Below are 14213 nucleotides of genomic sequence, written 5' to 3'. Positions count from 1 at the left end.
GACGGCACGGAGGAATGAGGCACGTTGACCGACACGAACGGTTGGGACAGGGGACGCCGGCTGGTCCTGGGGGGAGTGGCGGTAGCGCTGGCGATCGGAGGAGGAGGGATCTTCCTCACGATCCGCGACACCAGAGGGGACCTCGCGGCGCTGGAGGACTCCGGCAAGGCGTTCCTCGGAGCCCTCGGCTCAGGTGACGGCGAGGCCACCTGCGCCCTCATGACCCGGACCGCGCAGTCCGGACTCGCCGCCGCCCAGCACGAGGACACGTGTCCGCAGGCCGTCGAAGCGCTGGTGTCACCCCTGAGCGGCGCGGAGCGAGGCAGGCTGGCCGACGCCTACGCGTCCCGGTTCTTCGCAAGGGACAGCGGCCTCGGACACGTGAACCTCGACGACAACCCTCTCCAGATCAGCGAGCTGCTGCTTTCGAAGGTCGACGGAAAGTGGCTGGTGGCCGAATGGCGTTAGCGGTCCAGCTCTTGATCGCGAGGGGCTGGGCATCCAGCGAGCTCACCGGTCGTGCGGTTCGGGCGGGCAAGCAGGTCGCGGTGGCCGGGCTCGTCCTCGGCAACGCCGGCCGGGACCCCGCCGTGGAAACGGGCCCGTGGCCCCGGAGCCCGGCGGCGATGCGGGCGCGGGAACCGTCCGGAGACCACCCCACGTCTCCCTGGTGATCAAGCGTGAGGAGACGGTGCGGTGCGGATCTACATCAGCGCGGACATGGAGGGGATCACGGGGCTCGTGGACTCCGACGACGTCCAGCCCGGCGGCAGGGACTACGAGCGCGGGCGCCGGATGATGGCGGAGGACGTCAACGCGGCGGTCCGGGGCGCCATTTCGGCCGGTGCCACGCACATCACCGTCAACGACGCGCACGGCCCCATGCGCAACATCCTCCCCGAATCCCTGCACCCGGCGGCCCGCCTCATCCGCGGCAGGCCCAAGCAGATGGGCATGCTCGAAGGGCTCGGCCCCGGATACGACGCCATGATCTGCGTCGGCTACCACGCGCGGGCCGGCGCGCTCGGCGTACTGAGCCACAGCTTCATGGGCCACGAGATCGAGGACATGTGGCTGGACGACCGCCCCGTGGGCGAGATCGGCCTGGCCCACGCCACGGCCGCGGCCCTCGGTGTCCCGGTGGCCGCCCTGACCGGCGACGACCACGCCTGCACGGAGATGACCGACTGGGACCCCTCGGTCACGACCGTCCCCGTGAAGCACGCCCACGACCGCTTCACCGCCGCCCTCCGCCCCGTGGACGAGGCGCGCACGGCCATCGAACAGGCGGTCGCCGCCAGCCTCTCCTCGCTACCGGCGCTGTCGGAGACGCCGACCCCCTCCACCCTCACGGTCCGCTGGCAGTCGGCCTCGGTCGCCTCGACCCTCCTCGGCATCCCGGGCGTCACCCAGGCCGACAGCCGCACGGTCCACGCCGAGGGCACACTGCCGGACCTGTACCGGCTGTTCGGGGTGTGGATGCGGGTGGCGACGGCCCTGACGAACCAGGCGCCGTACTGCTGACGAGCGGGTGCGCCTCAGGTGGTACACGACCTGTACCATTGACTCATGGCACTGAAGCGCACGAACGTCTACGCCGACGACAGCGACCTGGCGCTGATCAAGGAGGCGGCCGGCCGCCTCGGCCTTTCGGAGGCGGAGATAATCCGCGAGGGCATTCACCGCATCGCGCTGGCCCACCGCGTCTGGGACGAGCCGTTCGTGAGGGACGAGGAGACCTTCGACCTGGGCGGTCCCGTGGAGGCGGACGACATCCGCAGGGCCGTCACCGAGGGCCACCAGGCACGCGAGCGGCGCAACCGGGGCCACGCCGCGTGATCGCCGTCGCCGACACCTCGGGCATCCTCGCCCTGTACAACCGCTCCGACCCGGCACACCACGCGGCCCGCAAGGCAGCCGACCAGTGCGGCTTCCTGGTGGCCACGCCCCTGGCCCTGACCGAGGTGCACCAGGTGGCCACGAGCAGGGCCGGACGCCGCGCGGCCGACGCGATCCTCCGCAGCCTCACCGAACGCGTACGCGACCTGCGCCTCGTCCTGGCGCCCCCCACCCCGGAGATCCTGGACGCCGCCCTGACGGTGAGAGCCCGCTACACCGACCTCGACCTGGACCTGGTGGACGCGGTGAACGTAGCCCTGGCCGCCGAGTACGCCACGGACGCCGTCCTCACCCGGGACCTGCGCGACTTCCGGACCGTACGCCCCCTGGACGGCAGACACACCCACTTCCGCGTGCTACCGGACGACCTCTGAGCCCACCATGGTCGACGGCCGTCACCGCACCAGCTCCCCCACCCCCAGCAGATTCCCCTCGCTGTCCCGGAACCAGGCCCCCCGCTCGCCCCGGGCTCCCTTGCTCGGGTAGTTGCCCTCGATCTCGGCGATGCCGTCCCGGGTGCGGAAGCCGGGGGAGTCGACGTCTTCGAAGGCGACGCCCTTGGCGCGCAGCTCGGAGACCACGGCGTCGAGGTCGTCGACCTGGAAGCCCATCTGGGTGAAGGTGCCGGGGGAGGCGCCGGTGGACCGGAAGACGACGAAGTCGGTGCCGCCGCAGCGGTAGAGGAGCCCACCGGGGCGCTCGTCGACGGGCTCCAGCCCCAGCTTCTCCGCGTAGAACCGCCGGGCCCGCTCCAGGTCCTGGGCGGGCAGCCGCGTAGCCACTGTCCCCCTGGCGAGCCCGCTCACGAGAACCTCCAGCGGGTCTGGCTGAACGGCTCGCCCTTGCCGAAGCCGAAGACGGTGACCGGGGAGACGGCGAAGACGTAGGCGGGACCGGGCCCGTGCTGGAAGCAGCCGTCCCGGACCTCGTAGTGCCAGAACTCCCCGTACTTGGCCTCCCAGGCAGCCGCCAGTTCCCGCAAGCGCCCCTCGTCGGTGACACGGACCGCATCACCCTCCACGACCACGTCGAACCCGACGGTCCAGGTGTTGACCCCGGTGGTCAGGGCGACATGCGGATTCTCGGCGAGGTTCCGGGCCTTGCGCTCCCCGGGCCCGGTCCCGAAGTGCAGGGCCCCCTCGTTCCACACCGCCAGCGTCGGAGTGACGTGGGGCCGCCCGTCCGGCCGCACGCTGGACACCCAGAACAACTCCGCGGCCTCCAGCACCTCCACCACTTCGTCCCAGGAGTGAGCGACCGTCCCCTCACTGCTGTACCGCACGTCCAGCTCACCGACAGGCCCGGCCATGGGCAACACCTCCAAGGAAATCCCGCCAATTCGGACCCTGCCCGCCCCCGAAACTCATCGCAACCGGCGGAGGGGACCGGAACCCGCACCCGCGTACGGCGAGAAGGGGACGTGGCGGGGGGTGTCCGCCCGCAGCGGCCGGCGAAAGCGGACAGCACCTGTTCAGCGAACAGCGCGCCGGACCGAGGACGGATACCCCCCGCCGCGTCCCCGACCCACAGCCGCGACGTGGGCGTACGGCCCCCAACCCCGAAGCGCCGCGGGCGTTACGCTCTGGCCAGGACCGTCCCGAAACAGATCGTCCCGAAGAAGATGGGGAGCCCAAGAAGATGACGCCGGGCCGCAGAAGCAGCACCTTCACCCGACTGCTCAGGCACGGCTTCACCGACCCTTCCGCCGCGGAACGCAGCCTGGACACGCCGGAGCTGGCGGCCGTACGCGACGACCCGGTCCTCCTGGAAGCACTCGGCGAGACCGCGGACCCCGACCTCGCCCTGCACGGCCTGGTCAGACTCCTGGAGTCCCAGCCCGCGCCCACGGACAGAAGAGAACTCCTCGACACCCTGATCGCGTCCAAGCCCCTGCGAGACCGCCTCCTGGGCATCCTCGGCGCCTCGGAGGCCCTCGCGGACCACCTCGCCCGCCACCCGCACGACTGGCAGACCCTGGTCACGTACGAACCGAGGGACCTGCACCCGGGAGTCGCGGAGTTCGAGCGGGAACTGGCGGAGGCGACGGACCCGGTCACCCTCCGCGTCGCGTACCGCCGCTGCCTCCTGTCCATCGCCGCGAGGGACGTCTGCGGCACGACGGACCTGGCCCAGACGGCGGCGGAACTCGCGGATCTGGCCACGGCGACCCTCCGCGCCGCACTGGCGATGGCGAGGTCCGCCGCACCTCAGGACGCGGCGGCCTGCAGACTCGCCGTCATCGCGATGGGCAAGTGCGGCGGTCACGAGCTGAACTACGTCTCGGACGTGGACGTGATCTTCGTAGCGGAGGCGGCGGAGGGAACGGACGAGGCGAAGGCCCTCAGATCCGCCACGAAACTCGCCTCGCACATGATGCGCATCTGCTCGGAGACCACGGTCGAGGGCTCGATCTGGCCGGTGGACGCGAACCTGCGCCCGGAGGGCCGCAACGGCCCCCTCGTCCGCACGCTGAGCAGCCATGTCGCCTATTACCAGCGCTGGGCGAAGACCTGGGAGTTCCAGGCGCTGCTGAAGGCGCGCCCGGTGGCGGGGGACGCGGAACTGGGGGAGGCGTACATCGAGGCGCTGGCGCCGATGGTGTGGCAGGCGGCGGAGCGGGAGAACTTCGTCACCGACGTGCAGAAGATGCGCCGCAGGGTGGTGGAGAACATCCCCGCCTCCGAGATCGACCGCGAGCTGAAGCTGGGCCCCGGCGGCCTCAGGGACGTCGAGTTCGCGGTCCAGCTCCTCCAGCTCGTGCACGGCCGCACGGACCCGACCCTGCGCAGCAGGACGACCCTGGACGCGCTCCAGGCGCTGGCGGCCGGCGGCTACGTCGGCCGCGAGGACGCCGCCCGCCTGGACGAGGCGTACCGCTTCCTGCGCGCGATGGAGCACCGCATCCAGCTCTACCGCCTGCGCCGCACCCACCTCGTCCCGGAGGCGGAGGAGGACCTGCGCCGGCTCGGCCGCTCGCTCGGCCTGCGCACCGACCCGGTGACCCGGCTGCGCCGCGAGTGGAAGCGGCACACCGGCGTCGTACGACGGCTGCACGAGAAGCTGTTCTACCGCCCGCTGCTCGACGCGGTGGCCCAGCTCGCCCCCGGCGAGGCCCGGCTCAGCCCGGAGGCGGCCCGCGAGCGCCTGGTCGCGCTCGGGTACGCCGACCCGGCGGCCGCCCTGCGCCACCTGGAGGCGCTGGCCTCCGGAGTGACCCGCAAGGCGGCGATCCAGCGCACCCTGCTGCCCGTGCTGCTCGGCTGGTTCGCGGACTCCGCCGACCCGGACGCCGGGCTCCTCAACTTCCGCAAGGTCTCCGACGCGCTCGGCAAGACCCCCTGGTACCTGCGGCTGCTGCGCGACGAGGGCGCGGCGGCGGAGAACCTGGCCCGCGTCCTGTCGGCGGGCCGCCTCGCCCCCGACCTGCTGCTGCGCGCCCCGGAGGCGGTGGCCCTGCTCGGCGACGGCGACGGCGGGAGCGGCGGCCTGGAGCCGCGCGGCCGGGCCCAGCTGGAGCAGGAGATCCTGGCCGCGGTGGGCCGCGCGGAGAACGCCGAGCAGGGCGTCACCGCGGCCCGCGGGGTCCGCCGCCGCGAGCTGTTCCGTACCGCCGCGACCGACATCGTCGGTTCCTACGGCACCGAGACCACCCCCGCCGAGGCCGACGAGGGCGCGCTCCTGGACCGTACCGGCGCCGCGATCAGCGACCTCACCGCCGCCACCCTGGCGGGCACCCTGCGCGCGGTGGTGCGCGAGCACTGGGGCGACACCCTGCCGGTCCGGTTCGCGATCATCGGCATGGGCCGCTTCGGCGGGCACGAGCTGGGCTACGGCTCGGACGCCGACGTGCTGTTCGTGTACGAGCCGCGCGAGGGCGTGGACGACCACGAGGCCAACCGCGCCGCGAACAAGGTCGTGGCCGAAATGCGCCGCCTGTTGCAGATCCCGAGCGCCGACCCGCCGCTGCTGATCGACGCGGACCTGCGCCCGGAGGGGAAGTCGGGGCCGCTCGTGCGCACCCTGAAGTCGTACGAGGCGTACTACCGCCGCTGGTCCCTGGTGTGGGAGTCGCAGGCGCTGCTGCGGGCCGAGCCGGTGGCGGGCGACGAGGACCTGGGGCGCCGGTTCATCGAGCTGATCGATCCCCTGCGCTACCCGCGCCACGGCCTGGACGACGACGCCGTGCGCGAGATCCGGCGCCTGAAGGCCCGCATGGAGTCCGAGCGGCTGCCGCGTGGCGCCGACCCCAAACTGCACACCAAGCTGGGCCCCGGCGGGCTGTCCGACGTGGAGTGGACCGTGCAGTTGCTCCAGTTGCGGCACGCCTGGGAGGTGCCGGGACTGCGCACCACCCGCACCCGCGAGGCGCTGGCCGCCGCGCGTGACGCGGGGCTGCTGAGCGAGGAGGACGCGGCCGTCCTCGACGAGGCGTGGGTGCTGGCCGGACGGGTGCGCAACGCGGTGATGCTGGTCCGGGGCCGGGCCGGGGACACCTTCCCGACCGAGCCCCGCGAACTGGCCGCCGTCGGCCGCTACCTCGGCCACGGCGCGGGCCAGGCGGGCACCATGCTCGACGCCTACCGCCGCACCGCCCGCCGGGCCCGCGCGGTCGTGGACGAGCGGTTCTACACGGACTGAGTCACCGGGAGCCGGCTGTGGACCGGGGCGTCGTACCCGCGTCAGGCGCCGGTTCCGTCCCGGCGTCCGTCCCGTCGTCCACACCCCGGGGCAGCGCCCCCGGGAGCCGTCCGTACCAGAGCCAGGCCACCCCGAACCCGAAGGTCAGGCAGGCCACGCCGCCCACCGCGTCCAGCCAGAAGTGGTTGGCGGTGGCGACGATGACCACCAGGGTCGCCACCGGGTAGAGGAGGGCCAGCACGCGGACCCACGGGACCGAGGCCAGCGCGAAGACGGTCAGCCCGCACCACAGGGACCAGCCGATGTGCATGGAGGGCATCGCGGCGTACTGGTTGGACATGTGCTTGAGGTCGCCGGACGCCATCGAGCCCCAGGTCTGGTGGACCATGACCGTGTCGACGAAGTGGCCGCCGCGCATCAGCCGGGGCGGGGCGAGCGGGAAAAGGTAGTAGCCGAGCAGGGCCACGCCCGTGGTCGCGAACAGGACGAGTCTGGCGGCGCCGTAGCGCCCGGGATGCCGGCGGAAGAGCCACACCAGGACCGCGATCGTGATCACGAAGTGCAGCGTGGCGTAGTAGTAGTTCATGGCGATGATCAGCCAAGTCACCGCGTCGGCGGCGTGGTTGACCGACGCCTCCACCGCGATGCCGAGGTGGTGCTCCAGGCGCCAGATCCCGTCGGCGTTGCGCAGCGCCTCGGTCTTCTGCTCCGGGACCGCGTTGCGGATCAGGGAGTAGACCCAGTAACTCGCCCCGGTCAGCAGGATCTCGAACCACAGCCGGGGGCGACGGGAACGACGGCGCAGCCGCTCCCGCACGCTCCTCGCGCGCTCGCCCGTGACGGTCCGCGGAACGGTCACCTTCTCGCGACCTTCCGGGTCTGTCACGGTCGAGTCACTCATAGCCACCGAGTCTGCCAGACAAAGCGTGCCTGACTGATCATCCCAAGGCGGGTTCCAGCACGCATGTTCTGCGTACGGAGACCTGTTGTGCTAGGGCCTGTCTGACAATTCTCGTCTGCCGGGCGACGACGGGAATTGTCAGACAGGCCTTAGTGCCCGCGGTCCTGGCCGCCACGCCCCGGCGCCGACGCGGTCGAGCCGCGCACCACCAGCTCCGGCATGAACACGAACTCGCTGTGCGGCGCGGGTGTCCCGCCGATCTCCTCCAGGAGCGTGCGCACCGCGGCCTGGCCCATCGCGGGGACCGGCTTGCGGACGGTGGTCAGCGGCGGGTCGGTGAACGCGATCAGCGGGGAGTCGTCGAAGCCGACCACGGAGACGTCGCGCGGCACCTCCAGACCGAGCTGCCGGGCCGCGCGTATCGCGCCGAGCGCCATCATGTCGCTCGCGCAGACGATCGCCGTGCAGTCGCGCCCGATCAGCGCGGTCGCCGCCGCCTGACCGCCCTCCAGCGTGTACAGCGAGTGCTGCACCAGCTCGGTCGTCACCGTGGTCGCGTCGAGCCCGAGCTGCTCCTGCATCGCGCGCACGAAGCCCTCGATCTTGCGCTGCACCGGCACGAACCGCTTCGGCCCGAGCGCGAGCCCGATCCGGGTGTGGCCCAGCGAGGCGAGGTGGGTCACCGCGAGCGTCGTCGCGGCCCGGTCGTCGGGCGAGATGAACGGCGCCTGCACCTTGGGCGAGAAGCCGTCCACGAGGACGAAGGGCACGCCCTGCGCGCGCAGCCGCTCGTAGCGCTGCATGTCGGCGGTGGTGTCGGCGTGCAGTCCGGAGACGTAGATGATCCCGGCCACCCCCCGGTCCACCAGCATCTCGGTCAGCTCGTCCTCGGTGGAGCCGCCCGGGGTCTGGGTGGCCAGCACCGGGGTGTAGCCCTGCCCGGTCAGCGCCTGGCCGATGACCTGGGCAAGGGCCGGGAAGATCGGGTTCTCCAGCTCGGGGATGATCAGGCCCACCAGGCCCTCGCTGCGCCGCCGCAGCCGTACCGGGCGCTCGTAGCCGAGCACGTCCAGCGCGGCGAGCACGGACTGGCGGGTGGCGGACGCGACGCCCGGCTTGCCGTTGAGGACACGGCTGACGGTCGCCTCGCTCACCCCCGCCTGCGCTGCGATGTCGGCAAGCCGTGTGGTCACGCCACCGGACTGTACCGGCCGGGGCCTGCCCTGCACACCGGCGGGACGTCGTGCACGGCTTGCCGAACGGCCCGCCGTGGATTGCCGCGTCATCGCGCTCCTCGTCCCTCTAGGAATCTCATCGCTTCGCCCGCCGGAGGGTCTCCCCGGCGCACGGCCGCAAGGGGATGATCCCGGCGGCGACACCCTGCGGCAAGAGCTTGCAGAGTCTTGCACAAGTGTCCGTCAACCCTCCCACCGGCGTAAGACCAGTATTTCGACAAGGTCTGGCGCAGGTCACGACACGGTAACCACACGGCCTTCTTGCACTTTTTTTCTGCAAGGTCTTTCGCCAGGATTGCATCGCTGTTACGTTCCCAGTCGCCCGGCCGCGGCAATGGCGCAGTCGGCAAGTCGCAGGCGGCGGCAGACGGGGCCGCTCCTGCAAACTCGGGCTTTCACCCTCAAGGAGAACTGATGCGGCGTGGCATAGCGGCCTCCGCGCTCGTGGCGTCCCTCGCCCTCACGGCGACGGCGTGCGGCGGGAGCGACAGCGACAGCAAGTCCAGCGGCCCGGTGACCGTCACCTGGTGGGACACCTCCAACGCCACGAACGAGGCGCCGACCTACAAGGCCCTCATCAAGCAGTTCGAGGCCGCCAACAAGGGCATCAAGGTCAAGTACGTCAACGTGCCCTTCGACCAGGCGCAGAACAAGTTCGACACCGCGGCCGGTTCCCAGGGCGCCCCGGACATCCTGCGGTCCGAGGTCGGCTGGACCCCCACGTTCGCGAAGAAGAGCTACCTGCTGCCGCTGGACGGCACCGAGGCCCTCGCCGACCAGGCCAAGTTCCAGCCGAACCTGATCAAGCAGGCCCAGTACGAGGGCAAGACCTACGGCGTGCCGCTGGTCACCGACACCCTCGCGTTCGTCTACAACAAGGCCCTGTTCAAGAAGGCCGGCATCACCGAGGCCCCCAAGACCTGGGACGACCTGAAGAAGGACGCCGCCAAGGTCAAGTCCAAGACGGGCGTGGACGGTTACTGGGGCTCCACCCAGGCCTACTACGCGCAGTGCTTCCTCTACGGCGAGGGCACCGACACCGTCGACGCCTCCGCCAAGAAGATCACCGTGGACTCCGCCGCGGCCAAGAAGGGCTACGGCACCTGGCTGAGCCTGTTCTCCGGCAAGGGCCTGCACAAGGCCGACGCCACCGCCGACGCCTACGCCCACATCCAGGACGCGTTCGTCAACGGCAAGGTCGCCTCGATCATCCAGGGCCCCTGGGAGATCACCAACTTCTACAAGGGCTCGGCGTTCAAGGACAAGGGCAACCTCGGCATCGCCACCGTCCCGGCCGGTTCCACCGGCAAGGCGGGCGCCCCGACCGGCGGTCACAACCTCTCGGTCTACGCCGGCTCCGACAAGGCCCACCAGAAGGCGGCCCTGAAGTTCGTGAACTTCATGACCTCGGCCAAGTCCCAGGAGACCATCGCGCTCAAGAACTCCACCCTGCCCACGCGCACGGACGCCTACACCGACAAGGTCAAGGCCGACCCGGGCATCGCCGGCTACCAGGGCGTCCTCTCCGCCGCCCAGCCGCGCCCGGCGCTGCCGGAGTACAGCTCCCTGTGGGGCCCGCTTGACACCGAGCTGCCCAAGGTCGCCGGCGGCAAGGAGTCGCTGGACAAGGGCCTCGGCAACGCCGAAGTGGCCATCGCCAAGCTGGTGCCCGGCTTCGGCAAGTGAGCCCGCGTGACCGCCGGACCCTCCTCGCCGTGGGGGATGGGGAGGGTCCGGCGGTCACCGGACGGCGCCCCGCGCGTCCCGGCCCGTACCCGAACTTTCCAGAAGGTGTCGAACCATGACAGTCGCCATCGACCGCGCGACCGGCGAACGCCGAGGTGAGCGCGCGCCCCGTCCCGGGCTGGCGCAGCGCCTGAAGAACGGCTATCAGCGGTACTGGTACGCGTACGCGATGATCGCCCCGGTCGTCGTCGTCCTCGGTGTCCTGGTGGGCTACCCGCTGGTGCGGGGCGTCTACCTCACCCTCACCGACGCCAACAGCCTCAACTCGGCGCGCACGATCGGCGTCAACCACATCGACGCCACGTACAAGTTCATCGGGCTCGACAACTACAAGGACATCCTGTTCGGGCCGACCGCCTACGACCGGTTCTGGTCGCACTTCCTGTGGACCGTCGTCTGGACCGTCGCGTGTGTGACCCTGCACTACGTCATCGGGCTCGGCCTCGCGATGATGCTCGACCAGAAGCTGCGCGGCCGCACCTTCTACCGGGTGCTCCTGGTGCTGCCCTGGGCCGTGCCGACCTTCGTCACCGTCTTCTCCTGGCGGATCATGCTCGCCGACGGCGGTGTGCTCAACCAGGTGCTCGGCGCGCTCCATCTGCCCCAGCCCGAGTGGCTGGAGGACTCCTTCTGGCAGCGGTTCGCCGCCATCATGGTCAACACCTGGTGCGGTGTGCCGTTCATGATGATCTCGCTCCTCGGCGGGCTCCAGTCCATCGACTCCACGCTCTACGAGGCCGCCGAGATGGACGGCGCGACCGCCTGGCAGCGCTTCCGGCACGTCACCCTGCCCGGACTGCGCTCGGTCAGCTCCACCGTGATCCTGCTCGGCGTGATCTGGACCTTCAACCAGTTCGTGATCATCTTCCTGCTGTTCGGCAAGAACTCGGCGCCGGACGCCCAGATCCTCGTGACCTGGGCCTACCAGCTCGGCTTCGGACAGCAGCCGCGCGACTTCGCCCAGTCCGCCGCCTACGGCGTGCTGCTGCTGTCGATCCTCACCGTCTTCACCTCCTTCTACTTCCGCTGGCTGAAGCGCAATGACCAGCTCGCCGTCTGACGCCGCAGGAGCCGCCGCCATGAGCACCACGACCCTCGTCGAGAAGTCCGGGAACAGCACGCCCGCCGCCGCGCCGGCCGCCCGCGCGGTCCGCCGGCGCGGCGAGCGCGGCCCCCTCGGCAGCGCCCTGCTGCACGGCGGGCTGATCCTCGCGAGCCTGATCGCGCTCGCGCCGGTGGCCTGGCTGTTCTTCCTCTCCCTCGGCCCGGACAAGGACGCCTATCTCCACCCCCGCAAGATCCTGAGCACCGCGGACTTCTCCAACTACGCCTACGTGCTCCAGCACAGCGGCTTCTTCGACTGGTTCAAGTCCACGCTGATCGTGGCGCTCGGCACCACCGTCATCGGTGTCTTCGTCGCCGCCACCACCGGCTACGCCGTCTCGCGGATGCGCTTCCCCGGCTACAAGCAGCTCATGTGGATCCTGCTGCTCACCCAGGCGTTCCCGATCGCCATCCTGATCGTGCCGATGTACGACATCTTCGGCGAGCTGGGTCTCATCGACACCTACTGGGCGCTGATCCTCATCAACTGCACCACCGCCGTGCCGTACAGCGCCTGGCTGCTCAAGGGGTACTTCGACACCATCCCCTTCGAGATCGACGAGGCGGGCCGGGTGGACGGGCTCACCCCGTTCGGCACCTTCTTCCGGCTGATCCTGCCGCTGGCCCGGCCCGGGCTCGCGGTCGCCGCCTTCTACAACTTCATCACGGCGGTCAGCGAGGTCGCCTTCGCGACGACCTTCATGCTGGACGACTCCAAGTACACCTTCGCCGTGGGCCTGCAGACCTTCGTCAGTGAGCACGACGCGCAGTGGAACTACATGGCCGCCACCGCGGTGCTGATCGCGATACCCGTGTCCGTGTTCTTCTACCTCGTGCAGAAGAACCTGGTCACCGGCCTCACCGCGGGCGGCACCAAGGGCTGAGGCAGCCCCGCCCGGCGCAACCTCCGGCCTGGGGCAGCCCCGCGCACCCATGCCTACGAACCGAACCTCGTCACGCACCAAGGACGCCATGAGCCAGCAGCACCTCGCAGCCCCGGCCGACGAAACCGCCGTCGCCACCGTCGCCCAGCACCGCGACTGGTGGCGCGGCGCGGTGATCTACCAGGTCTATCCGCGCAGCTTCGCCGACAGCAACGGCGACGGCATGGGCGACCTGGCGGGCGTGCGCGCCCGACTCCCGTATCTGCGCGACCTCGGCGTGGACGCCGTCTGGCTCAGCCCGTTCTACGCCTCGCCGCAGGCCGACGCCGGCTACGACGTGGCCGACTACCGCGCCGTGGACCCGATGTTCGGCAACCTGCTGGACGCCGACGCGCTGATCCGCGACGCCCACGGGCTGGGACTGCGCATCATCGTGGACCTCGTGCCCAACCACTCCTCCGACCAGCACGAGTGGTTCAAGCGGGCCCTCGCGGAGGGCCCGGGCTCGCCGCTGCGCGAGCGCTACCACTTCCGTCCCGGCAAGGGGAAGAAGGGCGAACTGCCGCCCAACGACTGGGAGTCCATCTTCGGCGGCCCCGCCTGGACCCGGGTCACCGAGCCCGACGGCACGCCCGGGGAGTGGTACCTGCACCTCTTCGCGCCCGAGCAGCCCGACTTCAACTGGGAACACCCGGCGGTGGGCGACGAGTTCCGCTCCATCCTGCGCTTCTGGCTGGACATGGGCGTGGACGGCTTCCGCATCGACGTGGCCCACGGCCTGGTCAAGGCCGAGGGACTGCCGGACCTCGGCGACCACGACCAGCTCAAGCTGCTCGGCAACGACGTGATGCCGTTCTTCGACCAGGACGGCGTGCACGAGGTCTACCGCCAGTGGCGCACGGTCCTGGACGAGTACGCGGGCGACCGCATCTTCGTCGCGGAGGCGTGGACCCCGACCGTCGAGCGCACCGCGCACTACGTCCGCCCCGACGAACTGCACCAGGCGTTCAACTTCCAGTACCTGAGCACCGACTGGGACGCCGACGAGCTGCGTGTGGTCATCGACCGCACGCTGGACGCGATGCGCCCGGTCGGCGCCCCCGCCACCTGGGTGCTCTCCAACCACGACGTGACCCGGCACGCCACCCGCTTCGCCAACCCGCCCGGGCTCGGCACCCAGATCCGCACCGAGGGCGACCGCGAACTCGGCCTGCGCCGCGCCCGCGCCGCCACCCTGCTGATGCTGGCCCTGCCCGGCTCGGCCTACCTCTACCAAGGCGAGGAACTGGGTCTGCCCGACGTGGTGGACCTGCCCGACGAGGTGCGCCAGGACCCGGCCTACTTCCGCGGCGCGGGCCAGGACGGTTTCCGCGACGGCTGCCGGGTGCCGATCCCGTGGACCCGCACGGGTTCCTCGTACGGCTTCGGCACCGGCGGGAGCTGGCTGCCCCAGCCGGCGAACTGGGGCGAGCTGAGTGTGGAGGCCCAGACCGGCGACCCGGCCTCGACCCTGGAGCTGTACCGCGCCGCCCTCGCCGCCCGCCGCGAGCACCCCTCGCTCGGCGCGGGCGAGTCGCTGGAGTGGCTGACCGCTCCGGAGGGCGTCCTGGCCTTCCGTCGCGGTGAGTTCGTCTGCGTCGCCAACACCACGACCGCCCCGGTGACCGTCCCCTCGCACGGCCGCGTGCTGCTGGCCAGTGGCGAGGTCACGGTGGACGGCACCGAGGCGACGCTCCCGGCGGACACGACGGTGTGGTGGACCACGGCCTGACGGCCTTTACGAAAAGTTCTTGCATCAACTTCCCT

13 protein-coding genes are annotated in these 14213 nt (G+C 71.0%); 9 read left to right on the top strand and 4 right to left on the bottom strand.

The features are described from left to right. Positions 1 to 24: 24 nt before the first annotated feature. From ACWEEU_RS11645 to ACWEEU_RS11630, 4 genes are all read left to right on the top strand, one after another. Positions 25 to 468 (top strand): hypothetical protein, encoded by a 444-nt coding sequence (locus ACWEEU_RS11645; RefSeq protein ID WP_451731132.1) that lies wholly within the window; start codon positions 25 to 27, stop codon positions 466 to 468. A gap of 228 nt (positions 469 to 696) precedes the next feature. Continuing rightward, positions 697 to 1524: a M55 family metallopeptidase gene (locus tag ACWEEU_RS11640; RefSeq protein ID WP_451731129.1), complete on the top strand. Its 828-nt coding sequence runs from the start codon at positions 697 to 699 to the stop codon at positions 1522 to 1524. 45 nt (positions 1525 to 1569) lie between these two features. Next, a complete protein-coding gene (locus tag ACWEEU_RS11635; RefSeq protein WP_451731126.1) occupies positions 1570 to 1839 on the top strand; it encodes a ribbon-helix-helix domain-containing protein in 270 nt (89 codons plus the stop codon). Continuing rightward, positions 1836 to 2273, top strand: a complete 438-nt coding sequence (locus ACWEEU_RS11630; protein WP_385746672.1) for a type II toxin-antitoxin system VapC family toxin — start codon at positions 1836 to 1838, stop codon at positions 2271 to 2273. The genes ACWEEU_RS11635 and ACWEEU_RS11630 overlap by 4 nt, the downstream gene beginning before the upstream one ends. A 21-nt stretch (positions 2274 to 2294) precedes the next feature. Here ACWEEU_RS11630 and ACWEEU_RS11625 read toward each other — a convergent pair whose 3' ends face one another. Next, positions 2295 to 2705 (bottom strand): VOC family protein, encoded by a 411-nt coding sequence (locus tag ACWEEU_RS11625; protein ID WP_385746670.1) that lies wholly within the window; start codon positions 2703 to 2705, stop codon positions 2295 to 2297. Next, on the bottom strand, positions 2702 to 3208 hold the full coding sequence (locus tag ACWEEU_RS11620) for a pyridoxamine 5'-phosphate oxidase family protein (RefSeq protein WP_451731122.1): 507 nt from the start codon (positions 3206 to 3208) through the stop codon (positions 2702 to 2704). Before ACWEEU_RS11620 ends, ACWEEU_RS11625 begins: the two co-directional genes overlap by 4 nt. Before the next feature lie 329 nt (positions 3209 to 3537). On the opposite strand from ACWEEU_RS11620, the gene ACWEEU_RS11615 reads away from it, so the two are divergent. Continuing rightward, positions 3538 to 6537, top strand: coding sequence for a bifunctional [glutamine synthetase] adenylyltransferase/[glutamine synthetase]-adenylyl-L-tyrosine phosphorylase (locus tag ACWEEU_RS11615; RefSeq protein WP_451731119.1), 3000 nt, complete (start codon positions 3538 to 3540; stop codon positions 6535 to 6537). Between the two features lies 1 nt (position 6538). On the opposite strand, the gene ACWEEU_RS11610 is transcribed toward ACWEEU_RS11615, so the two are convergent. Next, positions 6539 to 7438, bottom strand: coding sequence for a phosphatase PAP2 family protein (locus ACWEEU_RS11610; protein ID WP_451731116.1), 900 nt, complete (start codon positions 7436 to 7438; stop codon positions 6539 to 6541). Positions 7439 to 7587: 149 nt separating this feature from the next. Next, the gene (locus ACWEEU_RS11605) at positions 7588 to 8631 is read right to left on the bottom strand and encodes a LacI family DNA-binding transcriptional regulator (protein WP_385746662.1); all 1044 of its coding nucleotides are present in this window, start codon (positions 8629 to 8631) and stop codon (positions 7588 to 7590) included. A 456-nt stretch (positions 8632 to 9087) separates the two neighbouring features. Between ACWEEU_RS11605 and ACWEEU_RS11600 the strand changes: the two genes are divergently transcribed. The 4 genes from ACWEEU_RS11600 (at position 9088) to ACWEEU_RS11585 (ending at position 14178) form a co-directional block, all read left to right on the top strand. Continuing rightward, positions 9088 to 10359: an extracellular solute-binding protein gene (locus ACWEEU_RS11600; RefSeq protein WP_385746660.1), complete on the top strand. Its 1272-nt coding sequence runs from the start codon at positions 9088 to 9090 to the stop codon at positions 10357 to 10359. 115 nt (positions 10360 to 10474) lie between these two features. After that, positions 10475 to 11479 carry a carbohydrate ABC transporter permease gene (locus ACWEEU_RS11595; RefSeq protein ID WP_385746658.1) on the top strand — a complete coding sequence of 335 codons (1005 nt, stop codon included), beginning with the start codon at positions 10475 to 10477 and terminating at the stop codon, positions 11477 to 11479. Between the two features lie 19 nt (positions 11480 to 11498). Next, positions 11499 to 12407, top strand: coding sequence for a sugar ABC transporter permease (locus tag ACWEEU_RS11590; protein WP_385746656.1), 909 nt, complete (start codon positions 11499 to 11501; stop codon positions 12405 to 12407). Positions 12408 to 12495: 88 nt separating this feature from the next. Beyond that, positions 12496 to 14178 carry a glycoside hydrolase family 13 protein gene (locus ACWEEU_RS11585; protein ID WP_451731110.1) on the top strand — a complete coding sequence of 561 codons (1683 nt, stop codon included), beginning with the start codon at positions 12496 to 12498 and terminating at the stop codon, positions 14176 to 14178. The last annotated feature ends 35 nt before the right edge of the window (positions 14179 to 14213 follow it).

The sequence above is a fragment of the Streptomyces sp. NPDC005004 genome (genome assembly GCF_053600675.1).
This window is presented reverse-complemented; position numbering and strand designations above follow the sequence as displayed.

Bases quoted from the DNA above. Each gene is read 5' to 3' on its own strand.
- ACWEEU_RS11635 (WP_451731126.1), top strand. From the start codon at position 1,570: ATGGCACTGAAGCGCACGAACGTCTACGCCGACGACAGCGACCTGGCG.
- ACWEEU_RS11620 (WP_451731122.1), bottom strand. From the start codon at position 3,208: ATGGCCGGGCCTGTCGGTGAGCTGGACGTGCGGTACAGCAGTGAGGGG.
- ACWEEU_RS11615 (WP_451731119.1), top strand. From the start codon at position 3,538: ATGACGCCGGGCCGCAGAAGCAGCACCTTCACCCGACTGCTCAGGCAC.
- ACWEEU_RS11610 (WP_451731116.1), bottom strand. From the start codon at position 7,438: ATGAGTGACTCGACCGTGACAGACCCGGAAGGTCGCGAGAAGGTGACC.
- ACWEEU_RS11600 (WP_385746660.1), top strand. From the start codon at position 9,088: ATGCGGCGTGGCATAGCGGCCTCCGCGCTCGTGGCGTCCCTCGCCCTC.
- ACWEEU_RS11595 (WP_385746658.1), top strand. From the start codon at position 10,475: ATGACAGTCGCCATCGACCGCGCGACCGGCGAACGCCGAGGTGAGCGC.
- ACWEEU_RS11590 (WP_385746656.1), top strand. From the start codon at position 11,499: ATGAGCACCACGACCCTCGTCGAGAAGTCCGGGAACAGCACGCCCGCC.
- ACWEEU_RS11585 (WP_451731110.1), top strand. From the start codon at position 12,496: ATGAGCCAGCAGCACCTCGCAGCCCCGGCCGACGAAACCGCCGTCGCC.